The sequence below is a fragment of the Actinomadura coerulea genome, from assembly GCF_014208105.1.
In the GTDB taxonomy this organism is placed as follows: domain Bacteria; phylum Actinomycetota; class Actinomycetes; order Streptosporangiales; family Streptosporangiaceae; genus Spirillospora; species Spirillospora coerulea.
In genome coordinates this window covers 242,332-264,099 of record NZ_JACHMQ010000001.1, presented here as the reverse complement: position 1 = coordinate 264,099, position 21,768 = coordinate 242,332, and the positions used below count along the sequence as shown (strand labels likewise).

Genomic DNA, 21,768 nt, shown 5'->3' with positions numbered 1-21,768 from the left:
CCGCGGACCGGGTGCCGCCCAGACTGGGCGCCGCTCAGGCCGAGTGCCAGCGCTCCACGTGCGGGAGCAGTTCCTCCAGCTCGTGGATGACGGCGTCGGGCGGCGTGAGCCCCGGGCGTTCGAAGGCGTGGGTGGTCTGGTGCCGGATCTGGACGGCCCGCAGGCCGGCCGCCTTGGCTCCGTGGATGTCGTCGAACGGCCGGTCGCCGACGAAGACGCAGGAGCCCGGATCGGTGGCGCCGACGGCGTCCATGGCGGCGCGGAACGCCTCGGCGTGCGGCTTCGTCCAGGGGATCTCGCTGGAGTAGACGGCGCCGTCGAGCATGCCGAGGACGTCGTCGCGGGCGAAGACGCGCTCGTGCCACTCGCGGGACCAGATGGTGTTGGACAGTACGCCGATCTTGATGTCGCGCTCGCGGAGGGCGGCGAACAGGCCGGGCACGGCGGGGTCGGTGTGGGTGTGCGGGGTCCACGTCTCGAAGTGGGTGTCCAGCAGGGCCTCGGTCGGCTCCAACCCGGCCATCGCGAACGCCTCGGCGAGCGTGGCGCTGCGGTGCTCCTCGGCGCCGCGGCGCCCCAGCTCGTCCTCGGCGGCGACGAGGGCCGCGACGGTCTTCTCGACGGCGTCCGGGGGGAGGTGGGCGGCGCAGACGGTGCGCCAGATGTCGGCGAGTTCGAGGTCGTGCCAGGGGGTCAGCGTGCCGCCCCAATCGAAGATCACAGCTTGTACGCCCATGCCCCGGATCGTAACCATCGGGGCGCGGCGGACGATCACCCTTTCGACGCGGTGGTCGTCCGGAGGGCGCGACCGGGGCCACCCATGTCCGGTCAAGGAGCCCTCCATGCGCAGATCCCTGCTCGCCGCCGTCCTGTCCGCCGTCCTGACGGGCACGGCGGTCCCGGCGGCGGCCGATCCGATCCCCGACGGCCCTGGCAGGGGCCTCGTCCCGGCCTACGTCGGGGCGCCCGCCACCCCCGTGCCCCTGGCGGGGCGGCCCGTCCCCGCCAACCCGCACCAGGGGCCGGTGGGCACGTCGTCCATGCACGCCGACAGTCACGCCTCCGACACATATCCGTTCATGGGCCCGCTCGGCCGCGATCCGCGGGTGCTCGGTGAGGCCAAGGGCGGCGGGCTGCCGGGGCTGTGCTCGACGGTGACGTTCGCCCGCCGGACGGGGCTGATCGTCGCGCAGTGCACGCGCGGGCAGAACCTCATGCTGCGGCTGATCGATCCGAGGACGCTGAAGGACCTCGCGACCTACGAGCTGCCGCCCAGGCCGTCCACCGTCCAGGCGGTGTTCTCGCTGAGCCTCGACACGGTGTTCACCGACACCTCGGGAGGGGCGTACTACTACCTGGACCCGCAGGATCGCGCGGTGCTGGCGGACTCGGCCTTCCATCTGCGCCGTTTCGCGCACGAGAAGGGCCCGGACGGCAAGTGGCGCTTCACGGTCACCGACGACTGGGACCTCCGCGCCCACCTCCCCCACGACTGCGCCACCTGGACCAACCCGTGGCCGATGGGGGAATGCGACCCCGTCACCGCGGTCGGGCCCGACTGGAACGGCCTGATCTGGTGGATCACCAAAGGCGGCCGCGTCGGGACGGTGGACCCCGGGTCCGGGGCCGTCCGGATGACGCGGCTGGGGGGCGAGGGCGTCCAGAACTCGTTCGCGGCCGCCGAGAACGGCGTCTCGGTCGTGTCCGACCACGCGCTCTACCGGATGCGGGCGGGCGCGGACGGGACCCCGGAGATCGTCTGGCGGCAGCCCTACGACCGGGGCAGCGGGCGCAAGCCCGGCCAGATCGACCAGGGGTCGGGGACGACCCCGACGTTCTTCGGCGACGGCTACGTGGCCGTCACCGACAACGCCGACGACCGCATGCACGTGATCGTCCGCCGCGCGGACGACGGCGGGCTCGTCTGCCAGGTCCCGGTGTTCGGAAGCGGGGCGAGCGCGACGGACAACTCGCTCATCGGCTACGGCCGCAGCCTGTTCGTCGAGAACAACTACGGCTACCGCAACTTCTTCGACCTGCCGCCGGGCGGGTCGTCGGTCGGCGGGGTCAGCCGCGTGGACGTGAAGGCGGACGGGACGGGCTGCGAGACGGTCTGGACGAGCGCGGAGCGCTCCCCGTCCACCGTCTCCAAGGTCTCCGTGCCCGCGGGGCTGCTGTACCTCTACACGAAGGAGCCGCGCAAGGATCTCATCGACGCGTGGTACCTGACCGCGGTGGACGTCCACACGGGCCGGACGGTCTACAAGGTGCTCACCGGCACGGGCAAGTGGTTCGACAACAGCTGGGCGCCCGTCACCATCGGCCCGGACGGGACCGCCTACGTCGGCGTCGTCGGCGGGCTCGTCGCCGTCCGCGACGGGGAGTAGGGCGCCGGTCATCGGGGATACCGGTCCGATCAGCGAACCCGAGCCGGACCGGGAGGAGTCATGAGGGCACGCGAGCCCGGTGAGTCCCGCGACTTCCGCGAGGACATCGATGACATGGGAGACAACACCCAGGACGAGCAGATCGCCCTGACCGAGGAATATGTGAACGACCCGCCCGAGGAGCTGAGGATCGAGGAGCCCGAGGAGAGCCGCGACGGCCTCGGCGTCACCGAGTACGAGCGGCAGGCCGCGAGGGAGGGGGACGAGGAGCGCCCCACGCCGATCACGCCGGCCGAGGAGGACGCGGTCAACCCCACCCGCAGGCCCTGACCACGACGGCGGCGCCCGCACCGGTGCGCGGTGCGGGCGCCGCCGTCGCCTCCGCCGCCTCGGGGCCGGGCACGTCCGCGGGCGTGCCCGGCCTTTGCCCGCCGGAAGGGCGTCCCTTCCGGAAGAGTGGGCAGGAACGTAGGGCAGAAGGGAAATGTCGGACATCAAATGACCATCTGGCAGAGCACAGCGACAGGTCTTCGATCAGCCCGCTGATCGCCGCTCGCGACGGGCGTGGCGCACGTCACTTTGCGGTTCGTTTCCCATCTCCAGGGAATGTCCTACCCGGGCCGTAGGTTGCGCATGGCGGGCGAGCTTGCGAGGTGACCGGGACATGCATGAGACAGTCACGGCACCGGTCCGCCCCCCGGCCGAAGCCGACCCGCCGTTCCCCCTCCATGACGAGCCTGACGAACGCGCCGTCGCACGCCCGTGGTGGCGGCGCAGGGCCGGCCTGATCGTCCAGTGGGCGCTGGTCCTCGGCGCCCTCGCCGCACTCCCCCTCTACCGCGACGAACTCCCCGACCTCGGCGCCATCTGGCGGGCGGCGTCGCACGCCGACCCGGGCTGGCTGACCATGGTCGTGCTGGCCGTGGCGGGGTCGATGGGCGCGTTCGCCCGGCTCCAGCGCCGGCTGCTGCGCGTCGGCGGGCTGCGGATGCAGCTGCGCCGCGCGTTCGCGATCACCTACGCGGGCAACGCCCTGTCCACGACGCTGCCGGCGGGCCCGGCGGTGAGCGTGGTCTACACGTTCCGGCAGTTCCGCCGCGCGGGTGCCTCGGCGCAGCTCGCCACCGCGGTGATCCTGGCCGGCGGAGTGATCACCACCACGGCCTACTCCCTGATCGCCCTCCTGGCGCTGGTGGCCGACCCCTACGCGCGCGGTTTCGCGCTGCTCGCCCTCACCGTCCCGCTCGTGCTGGCCGTGCTGCTCGTCCCCGCGCTGCGGCGGCGCCCGCTGCGCGACCTGCTGACGGCGCCGCTGCGGCGCGCCCACCGGGCCGCGCTCGCCCATCCGAAGATCTCTCCGTACGCGGAGCGGCTGGCCGGCGCCCGCGACATCCTGCGGCCGACCCTGCGCGACTGGGCCGCGCTCACCGCGCTGGCCCTGCTGAACTGGGTGTTCGACATCCTGGCGCTGCTGTCGGCGTCGCACGCGGTCGGCATCGACGTCGCGCCGAACGGCGTCGCCCTCGCCTACTTCGCCGCCCAGGCGGCGGGAAGCCTGCTCCCGCTGCTGCCCGGCGGCCTCGGCGCCATCGAGGGCAGCATGGCCGCGTCCCTGGTCGCGTTCGGCGCGACGCTGTCGCCCGCCGCCGCGGCCGTCGGCCTGTACCGGCTCGTGTCCTACTGGGCGGTCGTCGCGGTCGGCTGGGTCGCCTGGGTCGGGCTGCACGAGGGGCCGCGCGTCCCGGCCCGCGCCAAGGCGCACCTGGCCGGTACCGGCCGCCTGATCATGGACGGCATGTCCGCGGCGGCGCTCCTGACCCCCTACGCCGCCGTCCCGGCCCAGACCCCGGCCGAGGCGCCGCGGCCGTAGCGCGGGCTCCGTCCGCGGACCGACCCCGGACCGGGACCTTCGACCGAGATCGGCCTCCAGGGGAATCAGCGCGCCGCGGCAGGGGCTTTAGTGGACGTCGACGCACCCCCGCCCATGGAACGGACTCCAATGCACGGATCGCCCGACCGCTCGTCCGGCCCCTCGGCGACCGGCCTCGACCCGGCCGCGTTCCGCTCGGTGCTGGGCAGGTTCCCGACCGGCGTGGTCGCCGTCACCGCGCTCGATCCCGCGTCGGGACTCCCGGCGGGCCTGGCCGTGAACTCGTTCACGTCCGTCTCCCTCGACCCGCCCCTCGTGGCGTTCTGCGTGGCGCACACCAGCACGACGTGGCCGGTCATGCGCACCGCCGCGCGCCTGTGCGTCAACATCCTGGCCGAGTCGCAGCGGGACGTCTCCGAGCGGCTGGCCTTCGGGAGCGGCCCGCAGAAGTTCGCCGGCGTCCCCTGGGCGCACGGCCCCGGCGGCGCTCCCCTGATCGACGGCGCGCTGGCGTGGATCGAGTGCTCGGTCGAGCAGGAGCACGTCGCCGGCGACCATCTGATCGTCGTCGCCCGCGCCCACGACCTGGCGGAACACCACGACGCCGGGCCCCTCGTCTTCTACCGGAGCGGTTACGGCGCCGTCACGCGCTTCACACCGTCTCAGGGGCTCTGAGCCGCGTCAGGACCTGGACGGGGTCGGAGAGCACCTCCGCGAAGGCGAACTCGGCGGCGCCGACCAGGGTCGTGTCGTCGCCCAGGGTGGCGGTGCGGAGCTTGACCTTCTCGCGGGGGGCGGCGAGGGCGCTGGTCGCCAGGACGCTGCGGATCTGCGCGGCGGCGCCCAGGAAGATGTCGCGGAGCGTGCCGCCGAAGATGACCAGGCCGGGGTTGAAGAGGTTCACGAGGTTAGAGACGCCGAGGCCGAGCCAGTTGCCGACGCGGTGCAGCGCCTCCCGGGCCTTGATGTCGCCCGCGTCGGCGGCGGCGACGACGGCGCGGACCGCGTCGCGCCCGGGCTGGCCGGGGATCTCCTCGCGGCCGGCGAGGTCCAGCAGCGTCCGCTCCCCCACCTCGGCCTCCAGGCAGCCCTTCGAGCCGCAGGCGCAGGGCCGTCCCCCGGGATTGATCACCATGTGCCCGATCTCGCCGCCGAACCCCTCGTCGCCGCCGAGCAGCCGGCCGTGCGCGATGATGCCGCCGCCGACGCCCACGTCGCCGTGCAGGTAGATGAGGTTGTCGCAGCTCACCCCCGCGCCGCGCTCGTGCTCGGCGAGCGCGCCGAGGTTGGCGTCGTTGCACACCGAGACGGGGATGCCGAGGCCGAGGCGGCGGGACAGGGCGTCGCCGAGGCGCAGCCCGCCCACGTCCAGGTTCGGCCCGAACATGATCGAGTCGTCGGAGCGCCGGACGGTACCGGGGAACCCGAGGGCCGCGCCGACGCAGACGGCGTCGCGCTCGGCCTTGCGGACCAGGGAGCGGGCGCCCGCCACGAGTACGCCGAGCAGGTCGGCGGGATCGGACCCGCGGGCCCGGACGCCCTCGCGCCGGTCCAGCACGACGCCGCCGAGGCCGACGCGCGCGACGACGAGCCGGTCGACCCCGACCTCGAACGCCAGCACGTAGACGCGGGTGGACTCGGGCCGCACCACGAGCGACGGCCGTCCGGCGCGGCGTCCCGGGCCGCGCGGCAGCTCCTCGCGGACCAGCCCGGCGGAGGTGAGGTCGGACGTCAGCGCCATGATCGTGCTGCGGTTGAGGCCCAGGGACTCGGCGAGGACGGCCCGGGAGGCGGGGCCGCGCAGGTGCACGAAGCGCAGCAGCGTCCCGAGGTTGTGGCGCCGGATGTCCTCCTGTGACGGGCCCGCCTTCATCATGGGCGCAGCCCCAGCTCTCCGCTGGAGCCCGAAGTGATCAGCTCCACGACCTGCCGGTGGGTGACGTCGGCGGTGCGGACCTGGGCGACCATCCGGCCGAGGTAGAGCGCGGCGATCCGGTCGGAGACCGCGAACACGTCGTTCATGTTGTGCGAGATGAGCACGACGGCGAGGCCCTTGTCGGCGAGCCGCCGGACCATCTCCAGGACCTGCTGGGTCTGGGCGACGCCGAGCGCGGCGGCGGGCTCGTCCAGCACCACGAGCTTGCTGTCCCACAGCACGGCGCGGGCGATCGCGACGGTCTGCCGCTGCCCGCCCGACAGGTTCGAGACCCGCTGCCGGACCGAGCCCATCGTGCGGACGGCGAGGCCCGACAGCGTGGTGCGCGCCAGCTCCTCCATGAAGGTCTCGTCGAGGGCGAGCCCGCGGCGCTCCTCACGGCCGAGGAACAGGTTCTGGACGATGTCGAGGTTCTCGCAGAGGGCGAGGTCCTGGTGGACGATCTCGATGCCGAGGCGGCTGGCGTCGCGGGGGGACCCGACCCGGACCGGCCTGCCCTCGAAGCGGTACTCGCCCTTGTCGAAGGAGTGGATTCCGCCGATGCACCGGACCAGGGTCGTCTTGCCGGCGCCGTTGTCGCCGACGAGCGCGGTGACCTCGCCCGGATAGGCGGAGAACGCGATGTCCTGCAGTACCTTCACGGAGCCGAAGCTCTTGTCGATACCGCGCAGGTCCAGAACAGGCGTCACTGACATGCCGAGGGGCTCCCACCGTGCCGCACCGCCGCCGCGCGCCTGGCGGTCGTCGTGAGTGAGCGTAGCAGTCGGATTCCACGGCCGGGCCCCGTCGGAAGGCCTGCCCGACGGGGTCTGCGGCCAGGCCCGGGAGCCGGTGGGGCGGGCCACCGACTCCCGGGCGCTTCCGGCCGCGCTCACGGGGTCACCGCGCTCACGGGGTTACCGGGTCCACCGGGTCATCTGCCCGCGCCGGACCGGCGGCGCCTCGCCAGGGCGTCGATGCTCGCGGCGAACAGCAGCACGACCCCGGTGATGAGGTAGCTGAGGTAGGCCTTGGTGCCGAGCAGTCCCAGTCCGTTGGCGATCAGCGCGATGACGAGGCCGCCGAGCACGGCGTCGCGTGCCTTGCCGCGCCCGCCGAACAGGCTGGTTCCGCCGATGACCGCGGCGCCCACCGCGTACAGCAGCGTGTTGCCGCCGCCGGCGTCGGTGGCGACCGAGTTGAGGCGGGACGCCGCGACGATGCCGCTGATCGCCGCCAGCGCGGAGGCGATCATGAAGACGGAGATCCGGATGCGGGTCACGTTGATACCGGCCCGGCGGGCGGCCTCGGCGTTGCCGCCCACCGCGTAGATGTGCCGCCCGTAACCGGTGCGGCCGAGCACGAACGTGCAGATGACGAGCAGGGCGCCGACGAGCAGCACGCCCCACGGGATCCCGCCGAGGGTGATCAGCGGGCTGGGGGCGCGGTCCAGGCTCAGCACGTAGGTGCTGATCAGCAGGGCGGCCGCGACGACGGCGCACTGGGCGATCACGAAGCCCAGCGGCTTGGAGTGCAGGTTGCGGACGTTCTGGCGGCGCCAGCGCAGCAGCAGCGTCGCGGTGTAGGCGACGACGCATGCGATGGAGAGCGCCCAGCCGAGCCAGATCGGCATGTTCTTGTTCGAGAGCGCCACGACGAAGTCGTCGCGGACGGGCACCGTCCCGCCCTCGCCGATGAGCCACAGCGTGATGCCCTGGAGGCCGAGGAAGAACGCCAGTGTCACCACGAACGAGGGGATGCGCAGGAAGGCGACGAGCCAGCCGATCACGGTGCCGATGACGACGCCGATCGCGATGGCCCCGAGCACCGCGACGTACCAGGGCTGACCCGAGTCGGCCATCAGCTTGGCCATCACGGTGGCGCAGACACCGCTCGCCACTCCGGCCGACAGGTCGATCTCGCCCAGCAGCAGGACGAAGACGAGACCCATGGCGAGGATCGTGATGGGCAGCGCCTGGGTGGCCAGGTTGGCGATGTTGCCCTTGCTGAGGAAGGTCTCCGGCTTCAGGGCCGTGAACAGCGCGATCAGCGCGATCAGTCCGAGGATCGCGGGAAGCGCGCCCAGCTCACCGGCCTTGATCTTGTGCCAGTAGTCCAGCAGCGCGGAGTTCATGTCATGCTTGCGCCGGTCGTTCGAGAAGTCCGAGTCCGCCAGCTTCACGGCGGCCTCCTTGCTTTGGGGGGCGTCAGTGGACATCTGGTCCCCTTTCAGATGCTCTCGGCGGCGGTCTGCGGCGCGAGGCCGAGATCACCGGAACGGCCGGCGGTGATGAGCTCCACGACCTGGCCGTGGGTCACCTCGGACGTGGCCACGTCCGCGGCGACCCGGCCGAGGTAGAGGGCCGAGATGCGGTCGGCCACCTCGAACACGTCGTTCATGTTGTGCGAGATGAGCACGACGGCATGGCCGGTGTCGGCGAGGCGCCGGACGAGGTCGAGGACCTGCCGGGTCTGGGCGACGCCGAGCGCGGCCGTGGGCTCGTCCAGGATGACGACCTTGGACTCCCACAGCGCCGCCTTGGCGATGGCGACGGTCTGCCGCTGCCCGCCGGACAGGCTCGCCACCTGCTGCCGGACGGACTTGACGGTGCGGACCGAGAGCCGGGCGAGGGTCTCCCGGGCCGCCTCCTCCATGGACGGCTCGTCGAGCACGATGCCCTTGCGCCGCTCACGGCCGAGGAACATGTTCTGCACGATGTCGAGGTTGTCGGCGAGCGCGAGGTCCTGGTAGACGACCTCGATGCCGAGCGCGGAGGCGGTGCGCGGTCCGTCGACCGTGACGGGCTTGCCCTCGAACTCGATCTGCCCCGAGTCGATGGGGTGGATGCCGGCGATGCACTTGATCAGAGTCGACTTGCCGGCGCCGTTGTCGCCGACGAGGGCCATCACTTCGCCCAGGCGCACGGAGAAGTCCACGTCATGCAGGACATGGACGGGTCCGAAGCTCTTGTTGAGCCCGGTCAGGCGGAGGACGGGGTCTCCTTTTTCAGCCACGAGTTTCCTTCCAGAGGTTCGGGCGTCTAGCCCGTGGCGGGCCCCTGGCGTCCCGTGTTTCCGGGAGGCCGGGACGCCCTCAGCGGGGAGGGGCCCGCCACGGAGTGAGGTCGGGCTCCTACTGGATGCCCGCGTCCTTGCACTTGGCCGCGTACGCGCCCTTGCACAGGTCTTCCTTCTTGACGAACCCGTCGTCCGTGACCTGCTTGATGTTGTCCTTGAAGACGCCGATCGGGGTCAGCAGCACCGACGGCACGTCGCGCTTGCCCTCCGGGTCGTTCGTGGTGCCGTTGGTCTCGCCCTTCTCACCCTTGATGAGGGAGACGGCGAGCTTGGCGGCCGCTTCGGCCTCCTGCTTGACCGGCTTGTAGACCGTCATGCACTGGTTGCCGTCGAGGATGTTCTGCAGGCCCTCGAGCGTGGCGTCCTGGCCGGTGACGGAGACCTTGCCGGCCTGCTTGTTCTTCTTGAGGATCGAGATGACCGCGTTGCCGATGCCGTCGTTGGCGGCGAGCACGCCGTCGATCTTGCCGCCCTTCTCGGTCCACATCTGCTCGAAGATCGTGGCGGCCTGCTCGGCCTTCCAGTCCGGGACGGGCTGCTCGGCGACCTTCTTGTAGGAGGTGGCCTTGTCGAGCACGTTGTGGGCGCCCTTGGCGAACAGCGTGGCGTTGTTGTCGGTCGGGGCGCCGTTGAGGTAGGCGATGTTGGCCGACTTGTCACCGAGGCACTTCTGCAGGCCCTTGCCGAGCTCCTCGCCGACCTTCACGTTGTCGAAGGAGACGTAGTAGTCGGACACGCCGCCGAGGGCGAGCCGGTCGTAGTCGATGGTCTTGACGCCCTGGGCCTGCGCCTTGCGCTGCACGGCGGCCGCGGAGTTCGAGTCGATGCCGTCCAGGACCAGGACGGTGACGCCGCTGGTGAGCATCTGGTCGGCGATCGTCTGGAAGCGCTGGGTCGAACCCTCGGCGTTCTGGATGTCGTAGGCCACGCCGGCGGACTTGAACGCCTGCTCCAGGTACGGCCGGTCGAAGCTCTCGTACCGGACGGAGGAGGTCGTGTCGGGCAGGATCACGCCGACCTTGCCCTTGGAGCCGGAGCCGCCCGAGTCGTTGGAGTCGCCGTCGCCGCACGCGGTCAGGCTGAGCGCCGCCGCCGTCGAGACGGCCAAGAAGCTGAGGATCCCCTTGCGCATTGCCCGGGTCCTTTCTGGGGGGTGGCCGCCGTGCGGCCGGGGGTGGTAGCCGGTGAGCGAGATCACCCGCACCGACGGGAATGTTGTGTCCCGCAACTTACGTCGCGCATGTCCGTCGCGCCAGACTTCGGGCGAAGTTCATTTGTTGTCGGCGGTAACAATCATGTAACACGAGATCAACACGGGTGGAACACAAGGGGTACCCAAGCGACGGCAGGAGGAGGTCGGTCATCGCGCGGGCATGCCTCAGCAGACCCACGTCGGCGTAAATGTTTCGTGGATCAACATTCACCGCGACCCGCCGTCAAGCCAGGGCTCACCCCGGTGGCGGCTCCACACGCGGAACGCCCGCCACCGCGCACCGTCCCCGGCCCCGCATCCGCAGGTCAGCGCAACACACCAGGCATCACCGCACGTCAAGCACCCCACGCACGCGGGCGCCCCCGCCCAGCGCACCACCGCGCTGTGCCACGCATGGCGGGCCGGGGCGGGCCGGCCACCGAGACGGTTGCTCAAGCGATCGCAAGAGCCGGCGCGTGCCGCGGTCAGGTGGAGTGATGGGTTCCGGCGGCCCGGGTCACGCGGACAGCACGCGGGCGACGCGGTCGGCCGCCGCGGCGGCGTCGGCGGCGGGCGCGATGCGCTCCGCCCACGACCACCAGTACCACCAGCCGTCCGCGCCCTGCTCCGCCAGGATGTTCTCGGTCAGTGCGGCGGCGTCGGGATTCATCACGTGCAGGCTGGGCGACTGGCCGCGGGGCAGGGTGAGGCGCACCCGGAGGCCGCGCTTGACCAGCTCCTCGCCGAGTTCTTCCAGATATTCGATCCGCGTCTTCGACGGCGCGGCTGTTCCCGTATCGTCAGGCGTCATCCTTGTTCCCTCACGGACTCCGTGCGGCCCGACGTGCGATTCAGCCTCCCTCTTCACCCGCCCGCGCGCAAGCACCCCGGCCTGCCGGCCGCGAGGTCGACGGGGCGGGCCGCGAAGGCGCACCACGTTTCGGAGGTCCACGGGACCCTATCCGGGATATCTTGCGCTTGGCAGACGAACCGGCACTTGGGGGCTGACGATGACGGTGGACGCGGGTGCCCAGCCAGGTCCGGGGCCGTCCGCAGCGCCGGCCCGCGGCGCCGCGCGGACGTGGCACCGGTTCCACTACGCGGTCGGCGTGTTCGTGATCGCCTACGGCGCGGCGGCCCTCGCGACCGCGGCGGCGCTGTGGGGCGACCGGCTGGACGAGATGGAGGGCTACTTCGGGTCCGGCCCGGCCACGGGGATCCTGGTCATCGCCAAGGCGGTCGAGGCCCTGCTGGTGCTCGCCGCCGCGGCGGGCGTGGTCATGCGCCGCGACCTGCTGCTGGTCCCTCCGGTGGCGGGGTGGATGGCGGGGTTCGCGATGTTCGCCGTCCTGGACGTCCTCACCGGCAGGTGGGGCGGCCTCGTCGAGCACCTGGCCTACCTGGCGGCGTTCGTCGTGCTGCTCTTCCTCTCCTACGGGCTGAGCGCGAAGGCCCAGCTCGCGGGCGCGCCGAAGGGCCCCGCGCCGGACGGGTCCCCGCGCGGTCCGGGCGGCCTGACCTGGACGCAGGAGTTCGCGCTCCAGGCCATCAACCGGGCCGCCGCCCTCACCGGCCCCCGGGCGCGCCCGGCCAAGCGCGACTGATCTTGGCAGAAGTTGCCGTTGGTGGAGTCTCCGGCGGGTGCCACGTTGTGCCTCATGAGAGCCCGAAAACTGGCGCTGCCTGTGGTGATGGCCGCGTCCCTGGCGGTCCCGGCGTCGCTCGCCCCGCCCGCCGCCGCGCTGCCCGCCGCGCCCGCGGCCGGTTGCGACCCGACCCGGACCGCACCGGTCTACCGGGGCAAGGTCCCCTCCCCCGAACAGGTCCTCGGCTTCGATCTCGGTGAGCGGCCGGTCAGCGCCGCCGAGTCCGACACCTACCTGGAGACGGTCGCCGCCCGGAGCGAGCGCGTCGTGTCCGGGACGCTGGCCGCCACCGCGCAGGGGCGTCCGCTGAAGTACGCGATCGCCGGACGGCCCGAGCTGGTCTCCAAGGCCGGGCTGGCCGGGGTGCGGCGGGAGGCCGGCCTGCTGCGCGACCCCCGCACGCCGGCCGCGCTCGCCAAGCGGATCACCGATCGCGGCGTCCCGATCCTGTGGGTCAGCGGCAACGTCCACGGCGACGAGCCGAGCGGCACGGACGCGGCGCTGCGGGTGCTGCGCGACCTCGGCGACCGGGCCGACTGCGCCGCGACCGGGATCCTCGCGAACGCGCTCGTGATCGTCCTGCCGACGCAGAACCCGGACGGGCGCACCCTGGGGACGCGGCAGAACGCCTACGGCTTCGACATGAACCGCGACTGGTTCGCGCGCACGCAGCCGGAGACCGACGGCAAGCTCGCGATGCTGAACCAGTACCCGCCCGCGCTCTACATCGACGCCCACGAGATGGGCGGGGACTCGTTCTTCTTCCCGCCGAACGCCGACCCGATCTACCACGAGACGCCCGAGCAGGCGATCGGCTGGATCAACGACCTCTACGGCGCGTCGATGGCGGCCGAGTTCACCCGGCAGGGCATCGACTTCTTCAACAGGGACGTCTACGACCTCTTCTACCAGGGCTACGGCGACACGGTGCCGACCAGCGCGTTCCACGCCGCCGGGATGACCTACGAGAAGGGCGACGAGAGCCCCTACCCGGACCGGGTGAAGGAGCAGTACCTCACCCAGTGGGTGTCGCTGTCGGCGGCGGCGCGCAACCGGCACCGGATCCTCACCGAGTGGCGCCGGATGACGGTCGACGCCTACGCGCAGGGCAAGGCCGGCGAACTGGAGCCCAACCAGATCTACAACCCGCCGAACAAGGTCGACCGCCAGGTGCCGGACCGGAAGGTGCGGAACTACTTCCTGCGCGACGACGACCCCGCCGAGCGCGCCGGGGCCGCGCTCATCGTGCGGCGGCTGCAGCGCATGGGCGTGCGCGTCGAAAGGCTCGCCCGGCCGCTGGCCGTCCCGGACTTCAAGGCCTACGGGCGCCCGGAGGCGGCGACGACACTGCCCGCGGGCACGTACTGGATCTCGATGGCGCAGGGCCAGAAGCACTGGATCCAGTCCATGCTGAACGAGGACTCCTACACGCCGTTCCCGTACTTCTACGACGTGACGGCGTGGAGCCTGCCCCTGCTGGGCAACGTGTCCGGCGGGTCGTCCGGCGCCGTCCTGCGCCCGCGGTCCGTCCCGCTGCGGACGCTCCCGGAGGCGCGTCCGGGGCACGAGGGCAAGGCGCCCCGGCTGGGCGTCCTCCAGCTGTCGGGGACGTCGTCGTCCGCGCGGCAGTCGGCCGGGTGGCTGAGGCACCGCCTCGACCGCGACTGGAAGCTGCCGTTCACGCTGCTCACCCCGGCGGACGTCGCGGCCGGCAAGCTCGATGGCGTCGAGGTCCTGGTCACGCCGAACGGCCCGGCCTCATCCGCCCACACGGCGCTCGGCGACGCCGGACGCGCCGCCCTCCAGCGGTGGACGCGCGACGGCGGCCGCTACATCGGCTGGCAGGGCGGCGCCGAGCTCGCGGCCCGTCTCGGCCTGACGACCGCGACGCTCGCGGAGCCGACGTCCGACATCCCCGGCACGCTGCTCCGCGTGAAGGTGGACGGGGCGAGCCCGCTGGCGAAGGGCGTCGGCGCGACGGCGTGGAACTTCACGTCCTACGACCCGGTCATGAAGGCGTCCAGCGGTGTCGCCGTGTCCTACCCGCCGGTCGATTCGCCGGACTGGTTCGTGTCCGGGTTCGAGCGCGGCGCGGCCGAGCTGGGCGGCACCGCGGCGGTCGTCGACCAGCCCCTCGGGAAGGGGCGGTCCGTGCTGTTCGCCGCCGAGCCCAACTTCCGCGCGTTCAGCGACGGGACGGCCAAGCTGCTCTACAACGCGATCCTCGGTCCCGACCCGGCCCGCGCGGCGGCGCCGCAGGCGGCGGCGACGGCGAAGGCGGCCCAGGAGGCGGCGCGGCTGCCGTCCTACGAGTCGCCGATCCGTGTCTCGGTCAGGGCCGCGGACGCCGCGAGGACCGAGGCCCTGCTGCGGTCCGCCGGCGCGACGTGGACACGGCGCGGCGCAGGCGGCGTCGCCCACTACGTGATCGACAACCTCGAGGGCCTGCCGGCGGACCACCACCCGTTCGCCGGGCGCCTGCCGTCCCTGATCCGCAAGGCCGGGATCACCCCGGTCGCGGTCGTCCTCCCCTGACCGCCCCGCGCGGCGCGCCGGCCCGTTCCGGCGCGCCGCGCCCACGGGCCGTCCGCGCCCTACTTCATGACCAGCCAGGCGATCGCGGTCATCGTGCCGGGCGGGACCTCGGTGAAACCGCCGTCCCTGACCGCGACGGCCGCCTCCTTCACGCACCGGGCCCACGGCACGTCCCGCGCCAGGTGGACGGGGGCGCCCGCCTCGACCCACGCCGCCACGTGCCGGCGGCGCCCCTGGCGGAGCAGCAGCTGGGCGGCGTGCCCGCACTGGGCGGCGGCCTTCCCCGTCGTGATCGTCACCTCCGGGTTGAGGGCGACCACCGCGTACGGGGGCCCGGGCGGCGCCGAGGGCTCCGGCGCCTCCGCCAGGTCGAGGCCCGCCACCTGGAGCTTGGCCAGCTGGGGCGGGACGTCCGACACCGGCCCCGGCGGGAACGCCCGCACCTGCGCGCCCGCGTGCCGGACCGTGACGCCGGGCAGCGCCTCGGCCTCGGGCCAGCGCACGCCGCGGGCCCGCCGCGTCACCTTCCGGATCCGGCGCGACTCCCACTCCCGGACGGCCTCCCGCCACTCCCCCTCGGGCTCGGCGGCGCGCGGGTCGGTCAGCAGCCGGACGACCGCCGTCGCCGCCGCCTCGCAGACCGCGTCGTGACCGGGCGGGTCGGCCTTCTCGGCACGTACCACCAGTTGCATCGCCCAAGGCGGGTCGTCAAGGGGGTCATAGTCGGGTCGCACCCGTGGAGTATTCCAAACCCTCTTCCGCTTCCCGGGAGCGGTAGTGGGTACTGCAACTCTTGCCGTCCCCCGGACGTCGTTCAGGTACGGGAGGTCGCCGGTGGCCAGTGGCGCATGGAGTGATTCCATACCGGGAATCGGGACGTTCTTCGTCGGTATCGACGTCGCTCCCGGCCGCTACCGCTGCGAGGACGGCAAGGGCGGCTGGTGGGTGCGCTTCACCGGCCCCGGCGGAGGCGACCCCGTGGGGTCGTGGCCGCTGCCCGCCGGCCCGACCGAGATCGAGATCGCGCGGACCGACTTCGCCTTCGAGACCCACGTCTCCACGTCCTGGCGGCGCATCGCGCCGCCCCGCTCCCCCGAGGACGGGGCCCCGGCCGAGCTCCGCCCGGTCGCCGACCCGGCGCTGCGCGCCGAACTGGACACGATCGTCGCGCGCCGCAAGCCGCTGGTGTGGCTGGCGCCGCTGTCGGTGCTCGCCCTCGGCCTGGCCGGCTCCCCGCTCCTCGGCTCGCTGTGGCTGATCGGCCTCGGCATGCTCGCGGTGCTGGTCGCGCTCGGCACCCCGTCGGTCTCGCTGGACCTGCGGCGCGCCCGGGAACTGGAGCGCCGCCGCGACCGCTACCTCGTCCCCGAGGACTTCGACGACGACGGCCGCGCGCTGCTGGCCCGCGTCCAGGCCGCGGTCGACGCCGTCCGCGACTCGCAGGTCAACCGCGAGGGCCTGCTGGACGCGGTGGACAACGCGGTCACGCTGCCGCGCCAGGAGTGGGAGATCGCGCAGGTCCTGGCGAAGCAGTCGCGGCTGCGCGCGGACCACGCCGACATGGCCGGCACCGAGACGCTCCCCGAGGTGGAGGCGGCGCTGCGGCCGCTGCGCGACAAGCTCGACGCCTCGGTCGCGGCGGTGACGCGCCGCGTCGAGGCCCTGGAACGCTACGCCGAGCGCGCCACGTCGGCCGACGAGGTGCTCCGCGCCCAGCGCCGCCTGGAGTCGATCGCGCGGAAGGCCCACGAGTACGACGAGCTCCTGGCCGACACCGTCCGCGACGACCTGGCGCTCCCCGCCATCGACCGCCTGACCGAGCAGGGCGACGAACTCCTGCGCACCCTCCGCGAGCGCCTCGCCGAGGCGGCCGAGGCGGGCGGGGAGCTCCCGCCCCCCTCCTAGTCAGGCGGTGAGGGCGCGGACCTGGGCCGGGGAGGTGAACAGTTCGGCGCGCATGCCGGTCTCGCGGGCGGCGAGGACGTTGCGTTCGTTGTCGTCGAAGAACAGGACGTCCGCGGGCTCGACGCCGAGGCGCCCGGCGCAGATCTCGTAGGCGCGGGGGTCGGGTTTGGCGACGCCGATGCGGCAGGAGTAGACGCGCTCGTCGAAGCGGGAGAGCCATGCGCCGTGCCGGGCCTCGAAGCGGGGCACCAGGTCGCCGATGATGTTGGAGAGCAGCCCGAGCGTGCGTCCCTGGTCGGCCAGCTCGCCGACCAGGGCGACCATCTCGTCGTCGACGTCGGTCCAGCTGTCGAGGTCGGCCTCGGTCAGCGCGGGGACGTCGGGGAACGCGGCGCCGAGCCGGTCCGCGACGTCCGCCCAGTAGGCCGCGCTCTCCTGGCCGGCGTCGTAGGCGGGGCGGCAGGCCCAGTAGGCGTCCCAGAACGCGGGCCCCGGCGTCCCGGCGATCTCCTCGATCCGCCGCACCGCCTCCGGCGTCTGGGTGCGGGCGATCACTCCGTACAGGTCGAACACGATCACATCGGGCATGCCCCGAGCCTAATCGGCGCGGCCGGCGGCCCGGGGAAACCTCAGTAGCAAGCGCTTGTTGCACGTCGTACGCTGGTCCGGCCGCCGAATCGAGCAAGCGGTTGGGCGACACGGCATAATGAGAGGGTGACGACCACGAGCGCCAAGTCCGGACGATCGAGAACCCGCGGCGCCGGCGAGGACGCGCCCCGCCGCCGCGGCCGCGGAGCCCCCGCGCTGGCGTCCGAACGGCGCGCCCACCTGGTCAGGCTCGCGGCCGAGCTGTTCGCCGAGAAGGGGTTCCAGGCCACCACCGTCCGCAACATCGCCGACGAGGCGGGCATCCTGTCCGGCAGCCTCTACCACCACTTCGACTCCAAGGAGTCGATCGTCGACGAGATCCTGTCCGGGTTCTTCACCGAGATCATGGCCGCCTACCAGGCGGTGATCGACGAGAACGAGAACCCCCGGGACACGATCGCCGGGCTCGTCCGGGTCGCGTTCGGCACCCTGGAGCCGCACCGCGCCGCGATCACGGTCATGCAGAACGACTGGAACTACCTGCGGGGCATGGACCGGTTCGCCTACCTGACCAAGTCCGAGGACGAGGTCGAGAAGATGTGGGTCACCACGCTCCAGGCGGGCCAGGCGGAAGGGCTGTTCCGTCCCGACCTCGACCCGAAGCTGACCTACCGGATGATCCGCGACACCGTCTGGGTGGCCGTCCGCTGGTTCCGGCCCGGGGGCCGGCTGAACGCCCAGGGGCTCGCCGAGCACTACCTCAAGGTGATGTTCGACGGCATCAACCTGCACTAGCCCGCAGGCTCGCCCTGCCGGCCCCGGCCTCGCGCGCGGGGCGGGAGGGCAGGAGCCGCCGCAGCGGCCCGGGGAGCCACCAGTTCGCCTCGCCGAACAGCTCCATCAGCGCCGGGACGAGCACCAGCCGCACGACGGTCGCGTCGATCAGGATCGCGACGCCGAGGCCGAGCCCCATCTGCTTGACGGCGACGTCCGCGCCGAGCAGCACCGACAGGAACACCATCACCATGATGGCCGCCGCCGCGCTGATCACGCGGGCGGTGCGCGACAGGCCGAGCGCGACGGCCTCGCGGGTGGGCACGCCCTCCTCGTAGGTCTCGCGGATGCGGGACACGAGGAACACCTCGTAGTCCATGGACAGCCCGAACAGGATCGGGAACATCATCAGCGGCACCCACGTGGTGACGGGCATGTCCGTCGGGAAGCCGAGCGCGCGTCCCGCCCACCCCCACTGGACGACGGCCGTCAGCACCCCGTAGGCGGCGGCGATCGACAGCAGGTTCATCAGGGCGGCCTGCACCGCCACCGTGACCGACCGGACGAGCCCGACGAGCAGCAGCAGCGACAGGCCGACGACCACGGCGATCAGCAGCGGCAGCCGGGTGGAGACGCTGTCGGCGAAGTCGATCGAGGCGGCGTTCGGGCCGCCGACGTAGGCGCGGGCTCCCGTGCCCGCGACGGCTCCGGGGATGACGTCGTCGCGCAACGTGTGGACGAGGTCCGGCGTCCGCTCGTCCTGCGGGCCGGTCTTCGGGAACGCCATGACGATGGCGGCCTTCCCGTCCTGGCTCGGGCGCGGGGGCTGCACGGCCGCGACGCCCGGCGTCGCGCGGACCGCGTCCGCGATCCGTCCCGCCTCGGCGAGGCCGCCGCCCTCGGTGACGATGACCAGCGGCGCGGCGGTCCCGGGCCCGAAGCCCTCCGCCATGATCCGGCTGGCCTGGTAGCCGCTGTGGTCGTGCGGCTGGGTGCTGGAGTCCGGCAGGCTCAGCCGCATCGACAGCGCGGGGACGGCGAGGACCAGCAGGACGGCGGCCGCGCACAGCCCGGCGACGACCGGGTGCGCCTGGACGACCCGCGCCCAGCGCTCGGCGAGCGGGCGGCGGGCCCGGCCGAGTCCGGGAACGCGGAGCCGGTCGATGGCGTGCCCGGCGAAGCCGAGCAGGGCGGGCAGCAGAGTGACTGCGGCGAGCATCGTCATCAGCACGGCGACGCCGGCCGCGACCGCCACGCCGTTGAGCAGCTTCTGCTGCATGATGAACAGGCCCATGAGCGCGATCACGACGGTGGTACCGGCGAACAGCACGGCCCGTCCGGCGGTGGTGACGGCGGTGACCGCCGCCTCCTCGGGATCGGCGCCCGCGTGCATCTCCTCACGGTGGCGGGTGACGATGAACAGCGCGTAGTCGATGCCGACGCCGAGCCCGATGAGCGCCGCGATGATGGGGCTGAAGGAGGGCGCGGGCAGCAGGTGCCCGAGCAGCATGATCAGCGCGAGGCCGGTGCCGATGCCGAACAGCGCGGTCACGATGGGCAGCCCCATCGCCAGCACCGACCCGAACGCGACGAGCAGGATGACGATGGCGGCGAGCAGGCCGATGCCCTCGGACGGGCCGCCGCCCGGCGTCTCGGCGGCGTCCACCGCCGACCCCCCGAGTTGTATCCGGACGGGCCCGGAGTCGGCGCGCACGTCGTCCAGGAGCGCGGTCACGTCCGTCCTCGGCATGTCGTCGGACGAGATGTCGAGGCCGCCCGTGGCGAACGCGGTCCTCCCGTCCCCGGAGATCTGCCCGGGCGTCTCGTACGGGGACGACACCGACGCGACGTGCGGCGTCTTGGCGAGCCTGTCGATCGCCTGCTCGACCCGCGCCTTCACCCGCGGGTCCCGGACTCCGCCGTCGGCGTGCACCGCCAGCGTGATGGAGTCGCCGCTGCGCTGGGGGAAGTGCTCCTCCAGCAGATCCGACGCCTTCGCCGAGCCGGAGCCGCCGCCGGAGAAGTCGTTGAGGGGCTCGGCGGCGAAGCCGAAGCCGAGCGTCATGACGGCGATCGTGCCGACGATCCAGCCCGCCAGTGTCAGGCGCCGTCTCCGGTAGCAGAACCGGGCCAGCCTTGCGAGTCTCATGGATACCGCCTCCGCGGACGCGCCGCGACTAGGGATGTCATTGCGCGCCCAGCGTCCTCTCCGGTTGTGGCCGCGGGCATCCGGCGGACGGTGTCACCCAGGGAAGCCGACTACATCCACCGGAGTACATCCGGCGCGGTATCCCACGGTCCGAGGGCTGGAAGGCCCATAGTGTGCTTAGTCACGATTTGCGGAGTAGGAGTGACGTTTTGGTCCGTGGGGACGCTGTCAAGGGAGAGATCTATCGGGGGAGGGCGGCATGACGCCTCGGCAGGGGGCCGCCGGTCGTGACGAGCCCATGCCCGCCGGCCTGCGCGCCGCCACCGCGCGCGCCCTTCAGGAGCAGTTCCCGGGTGTGCGGGTCTGGTACGGCGAGGCGACGGGGTCCTGGTGGGCCATGGTGCCGCTGCGCGAGGGCCCGCGGCTGCTGGAGGCGCCGTCCTCGCAGCAGCTCCGCGAGGAGATCATGAGCTTCCGGTCGCGGGGGTGAGCCCCTCCGCCCGTCGCAGGCCACCGCACGCCGCCGCGTGCGGTTCAGCTCCGCGCTTAGTGAGTCCTGTGCTCCGCGAGCCCCGCGCTTCGCGAGCACGCGCGGCCGGTGAGGCCCGTCCCGGGAGCGCCCGGGACCCCTCGAACGCCGCGACCTGCTTCGCCGCCCGCCGGGAACGGGGCGCGATCCGTTCCCAGCGGGCGTCTCTGAGGAAACTAACCCGAAAAGCCTTCAAGCACAAGCGCTTGCTCGGTTTCCTCCTCGGGGCGGCGCCGCCGCGCCGCCCTCCGGGACCGTTCCGCTACAGCTCGTACTGGATGGCGGCGCGTTCCGCCGTGATCGGCGTGAGGTACTCGTCGACCGCCGCGCGGTGGAGCGGATGGTCGCGGTAGACGAGGTAGGCGTCCAGGTCCGCGAAGTCCGCGACCACCGCGAAGTCGAACACCCCGGGGTTCACCCCCGCGTTCACCCCCACGCCGTACTCCCGGATCTCGGGGATCGCGCCGGGCAGCTCGCGCAGCTTCGCCGCGGCCTCGTCCTGCTGGCCGGTCGTCGTGCCCTCGGTCCATCTGAACAGCGCTATGTGCCGGAAACCACTCATGGCGGCACGCTACAGGCGGCGCACCCGCCTCAGGCGCCTCCGAGCTCCGCCGCCGTGATCGCGCCGAGCTCCCAGCACGCTTCGAGATCGGCCTTGCCGGGCTCTCCCGTCACCACCACGGGCGGCTTGACGGCCCTCCACCTCAGCCCTGTGGTGATGGCGTCCAAGGCCCGCACGGCGCCGGTGGCGTCGTTGTTGCCGTGCAGGAAGGCGCCGAACGGGCGGCGGACCGTCTCCTCCAGGCAGGGGTAGTAGATCTGGTCGAAGAAGTGCTTCAGCGCCCCGGACAGGTAGCCGAGGTTCACCGGCGAGCCCAGAAGGTAGCCGTCCGCCTCCAGGACGTCCACGGCGGTGGCGGACAGCGCCGCGCGGGACACGACCTCCACGCCCTGGATCTCGTCGGTCGACGCGCCGGCGCGCACCGCCTCGACCATCGCCTGGACGGACGGCGAGGGCGTGTGGTGGACGAGCAGGAGCCTCTTCATCACCACGAGGCTAGCGGTGTCCCGGCCGGCGGGCCGGGTATGGCCCGGTTGCAGCGCCCGGCCCGCGCGTCCGGCCGTACGCTGGGTCAAGGCCCCATAACAACGACCGAACCCGGGAATGAGTTCCGGAAGATCTTGGTTGGGGGCTCAGCG

21 protein-coding genes are annotated in these 21,768 nt (G+C 72.6%); 9 read left to right on the top strand and 12 right to left on the bottom strand.

Annotation, left to right across the window (positions count from 1 at the left end; all coding sequences use genetic code 11):
• Nucleotides 1-34: 34 nt before the first annotated feature.
• Entirely contained in the window at nt 35-736 is a 702-nt protein-coding gene (locus BKA00_RS01265) for an HAD family hydrolase (protein ID WP_185023173.1), read from the bottom strand.
• 106 nt (nt 737-842) lie between these two features.
• Here BKA00_RS01265 and BKA00_RS01260 point away from each other — a divergent pair, with 106 nt between their 5' ends.
• From BKA00_RS01260 to BKA00_RS01245, 4 genes are all read left to right on the top strand, one after another.
• Nucleotides 843-2,387, top strand: a complete 1,545-nt coding sequence (locus BKA00_RS01260; protein ID WP_185023172.1) for a hypothetical protein — start codon at nt 843-845, stop codon at nt 2,385-2,387.
• 60 nt (nt 2,388-2,447) lie between these two features.
• Nucleotides 2,448-2,717, top strand: coding sequence for a hypothetical protein (locus BKA00_RS01255; protein WP_185023171.1), 270 nt, complete (start codon nt 2,448-2,450; stop codon nt 2,715-2,717).
• Between the two features lie 334 nt (nt 2,718-3,051).
• Complete coding sequence (locus BKA00_RS01250) at nt 3,052-4,257, top strand: lysylphosphatidylglycerol synthase transmembrane domain-containing protein (RefSeq protein ID WP_185023170.1); 1,206 nt, start codon at nt 3,052-3,054, stop codon at nt 4,255-4,257.
• Between the two features lie 129 nt (nt 4,258-4,386).
• Entirely contained in the window at nt 4,387-4,932 is a 546-nt protein-coding gene (locus BKA00_RS01245; protein ID WP_185023169.1) for a flavin reductase family protein, read from the top strand.
• Here the strand turns inward: BKA00_RS01245 and BKA00_RS01240 are convergent.
• The 6 genes from BKA00_RS01240 to BKA00_RS01215 all read right to left on the bottom strand — a co-directional run bounded on the left by BKA00_RS01240 (nt 4,910) and on the right by BKA00_RS01215 (nt 11,253).
• Nucleotides 4,910-6,130 carry an ROK family transcriptional regulator gene (locus tag BKA00_RS01240; protein WP_185033523.1) on the bottom strand — a complete coding sequence of 407 codons (1,221 nt, stop codon included), beginning with the start codon at nt 6,128-6,130 and terminating at the stop codon, nt 4,910-4,912. The genes BKA00_RS01245 and BKA00_RS01240 overlap by 23 nt on opposite strands.
• The gene (locus BKA00_RS01235) at nt 6,130-6,888 is read right to left on the bottom strand and encodes an ATP-binding cassette domain-containing protein (RefSeq protein ID WP_185023168.1); all 759 of its coding nucleotides are present in this window, start codon (nt 6,886-6,888) and stop codon (nt 6,130-6,132) included. Before BKA00_RS01235 ends, BKA00_RS01240 begins: the two co-directional genes overlap by 1 nt.
• A 218-nt stretch (nt 6,889-7,106) precedes the next feature.
• Nucleotides 7,107-8,390 (bottom strand): sugar ABC transporter permease, encoded by a 1,284-nt coding sequence (locus BKA00_RS01230; protein ID WP_185023167.1) that lies wholly within the window; start codon nt 8,388-8,390, stop codon nt 7,107-7,109.
• Between the two features lie 11 nt (nt 8,391-8,401).
• Nucleotides 8,402-9,187 (bottom strand): ATP-binding cassette domain-containing protein, encoded by a 786-nt coding sequence (locus BKA00_RS01225; protein WP_185023166.1) that lies wholly within the window; start codon nt 9,185-9,187, stop codon nt 8,402-8,404.
• A gap of 118 nt (nt 9,188-9,305) precedes the next feature.
• A complete protein-coding gene (locus BKA00_RS01220; RefSeq protein ID WP_185023165.1) occupies nt 9,306-10,382 on the bottom strand; it encodes a sugar ABC transporter substrate-binding protein in 1,077 nt (358 codons plus the stop codon).
• 577 nt (nt 10,383-10,959) lie between these two features.
• Nucleotides 10,960-11,253 carry a hypothetical protein gene (locus BKA00_RS01215; protein WP_179278877.1) on the bottom strand — a complete coding sequence of 98 codons (294 nt, stop codon included), beginning with the start codon at nt 11,251-11,253 and terminating at the stop codon, nt 10,960-10,962.
• 199 nt (nt 11,254-11,452) lie between these two features.
• Between BKA00_RS01215 and BKA00_RS01210 the strand changes: the two genes are divergently transcribed.
• Together BKA00_RS01210 and BKA00_RS01205 are read left to right on the top strand one after the other, a co-directional pair.
• Nucleotides 11,453-12,046 carry a hypothetical protein gene (locus BKA00_RS01210; RefSeq protein ID WP_185023164.1) on the top strand — a complete coding sequence of 198 codons (594 nt, stop codon included), beginning with the start codon at nt 11,453-11,455 and terminating at the stop codon, nt 12,044-12,046.
• A 54-nt stretch (nt 12,047-12,100) separates the two neighbouring features.
• Nucleotides 12,101-14,623, top strand: coding sequence for a M14 family zinc carboxypeptidase (locus BKA00_RS01205; RefSeq protein WP_185023163.1), 2,523 nt, complete (start codon nt 12,101-12,103; stop codon nt 14,621-14,623).
• Between the two features lie 59 nt (nt 14,624-14,682).
• Here BKA00_RS01205 and BKA00_RS01200 read toward each other — a convergent pair whose 3' ends face one another.
• The gene (locus BKA00_RS01200) at nt 14,683-15,357 is read right to left on the bottom strand and encodes a hypothetical protein (protein ID WP_185023162.1); all 675 of its coding nucleotides are present in this window, start codon (nt 15,355-15,357) and stop codon (nt 14,683-14,685) included.
• A gap of 100 nt (nt 15,358-15,457) precedes the next feature.
• Here BKA00_RS01200 and BKA00_RS01195 point away from each other — a divergent pair, with 100 nt between their 5' ends.
• On the top strand, nt 15,458-16,528 hold the full coding sequence (locus BKA00_RS01195) for a hypothetical protein (RefSeq protein ID WP_185023161.1): 1,071 nt from the start codon (nt 15,458-15,460) through the stop codon (nt 16,526-16,528).
• Here BKA00_RS01195 and BKA00_RS01190 read toward each other — a convergent pair whose 3' ends face one another.
• The gene (locus tag BKA00_RS01190) at nt 16,529-17,116 is read right to left on the bottom strand and encodes an HAD family hydrolase (RefSeq protein WP_185023160.1); all 588 of its coding nucleotides are present in this window, start codon (nt 17,114-17,116) and stop codon (nt 16,529-16,531) included. It abuts the gene before it with no gap.
• Nucleotides 17,117-17,242: 126 nt separating this feature from the next.
• Between BKA00_RS01190 and BKA00_RS01185 the strand changes: the two genes are divergently transcribed.
• Nucleotides 17,243-17,911: a TetR/AcrR family transcriptional regulator gene (locus BKA00_RS01185; protein WP_185023159.1), complete on the top strand. Its 669-nt coding sequence runs from the start codon at nt 17,243-17,245 to the stop codon at nt 17,909-17,911.
• Here the strand turns inward: BKA00_RS01185 and BKA00_RS01180 are convergent.
• Entirely contained in the window at nt 17,898-20,039 is a 2,142-nt protein-coding gene (locus tag BKA00_RS01180) for an MMPL family transporter (RefSeq protein ID WP_185023158.1), read from the bottom strand. The genes BKA00_RS01185 and BKA00_RS01180 overlap by 14 nt on opposite strands.
• Nucleotides 20,040-20,298: 259 nt before the next feature.
• Between BKA00_RS01180 and BKA00_RS01175 the strand changes: the two genes are divergently transcribed.
• The gene (locus BKA00_RS01175) at nt 20,299-20,529 is read left to right on the top strand and encodes a hypothetical protein (RefSeq protein ID WP_185023157.1); all 231 of its coding nucleotides are present in this window, start codon (nt 20,299-20,301) and stop codon (nt 20,527-20,529) included.
• 301 nt (nt 20,530-20,830) lie between these two features.
• On the opposite strand, the gene BKA00_RS01170 is transcribed toward BKA00_RS01175, so the two are convergent.
• Complete coding sequence (locus BKA00_RS01170) at nt 20,831-21,130, bottom strand: Dabb family protein (protein WP_185023156.1); 300 nt, start codon at nt 21,128-21,130, stop codon at nt 20,831-20,833.
• A gap of 29 nt (nt 21,131-21,159) precedes the next feature.
• Complete coding sequence (locus BKA00_RS01165) at nt 21,160-21,615, bottom strand: flavodoxin family protein (RefSeq protein ID WP_185023155.1); 456 nt, start codon at nt 21,613-21,615, stop codon at nt 21,160-21,162.
• Between the last annotated feature and the right edge of the window lie 153 nt (nt 21,616-21,768).

What these genes read in the sequence shown, in the direction of transcription:
- BKA00_RS01265 (WP_185023173.1), bottom strand. Translation starts at nt 736, where the DNA reads ATGGGCGTACAAGCTGTGATCTTCGATTGGGGCGGCACGCTGACCCCC.
- BKA00_RS01180 (WP_185023158.1), bottom strand. Translation starts at nt 20,039, where the DNA reads ATGAGACTCGCAAGGCTGGCCCGGTTCTGCTACCGGAGACGGCGCCTG.
- BKA00_RS01210 (WP_185023164.1), top strand. Translation starts at nt 11,453, where the DNA reads ATGACGGTGGACGCGGGTGCCCAGCCAGGTCCGGGGCCGTCCGCAGCG.
- BKA00_RS01190 (WP_185023160.1), bottom strand. Translation starts at nt 17,116, where the DNA reads ATGCCCGATGTGATCGTGTTCGACCTGTACGGAGTGATCGCCCGCACC.
- BKA00_RS01235 (WP_185023168.1), bottom strand. Translation starts at nt 6,888, where the DNA reads ATGTCAGTGACGCCTGTTCTGGACCTGCGCGGTATCGACAAGAGCTTC.
- BKA00_RS01255 (WP_185023171.1), top strand. Translation starts at nt 2,448, where the DNA reads ATGAGGGCACGCGAGCCCGGTGAGTCCCGCGACTTCCGCGAGGACATC.
- BKA00_RS01245 (WP_185023169.1), top strand. Translation starts at nt 4,387, where the DNA reads ATGCACGGATCGCCCGACCGCTCGTCCGGCCCCTCGGCGACCGGCCTC.
- BKA00_RS01260 (WP_185023172.1), top strand. Translation starts at nt 843, where the DNA reads ATGCGCAGATCCCTGCTCGCCGCCGTCCTGTCCGCCGTCCTGACGGGC.
- BKA00_RS01220 (WP_185023165.1), bottom strand. Translation starts at nt 10,382, where the DNA reads ATGCGCAAGGGGATCCTCAGCTTCTTGGCCGTCTCGACGGCGGCGGCG.
- BKA00_RS01240 (WP_185033523.1), bottom strand. Translation starts at nt 6,130, where the DNA reads ATGAAGGCGGGCCCGTCACAGGAGGACATCCGGCGCCACAACCTCGGG.
- BKA00_RS01170 (WP_185023156.1), bottom strand. Translation starts at nt 21,130, where the DNA reads ATGAGTGGTTTCCGGCACATAGCGCTGTTCAGATGGACCGAGGGCACG.
- BKA00_RS01175 (WP_185023157.1), top strand. Translation starts at nt 20,299, where the DNA reads ATGACGCCTCGGCAGGGGGCCGCCGGTCGTGACGAGCCCATGCCCGCC.
- BKA00_RS01205 (WP_185023163.1), top strand. Translation starts at nt 12,101, where the DNA reads ATGAGAGCCCGAAAACTGGCGCTGCCTGTGGTGATGGCCGCGTCCCTG.
- BKA00_RS01165 (WP_185023155.1), bottom strand. Translation starts at nt 21,615, where the DNA reads ATGAAGAGGCTCCTGCTCGTCCACCACACGCCCTCGCCGTCCGTCCAG.
- BKA00_RS01230 (WP_185023167.1), bottom strand. Translation starts at nt 8,390, where the DNA reads ATGTCCACTGACGCCCCCCAAAGCAAGGAGGCCGCCGTGAAGCTGGCG.
- BKA00_RS01250 (WP_185023170.1), top strand. Translation starts at nt 3,052, where the DNA reads ATGCATGAGACAGTCACGGCACCGGTCCGCCCCCCGGCCGAAGCCGAC.
- BKA00_RS01215 (WP_179278877.1), bottom strand. Translation starts at nt 11,253, where the DNA reads ATGACGCCTGACGATACGGGAACAGCCGCGCCGTCGAAGACGCGGATC.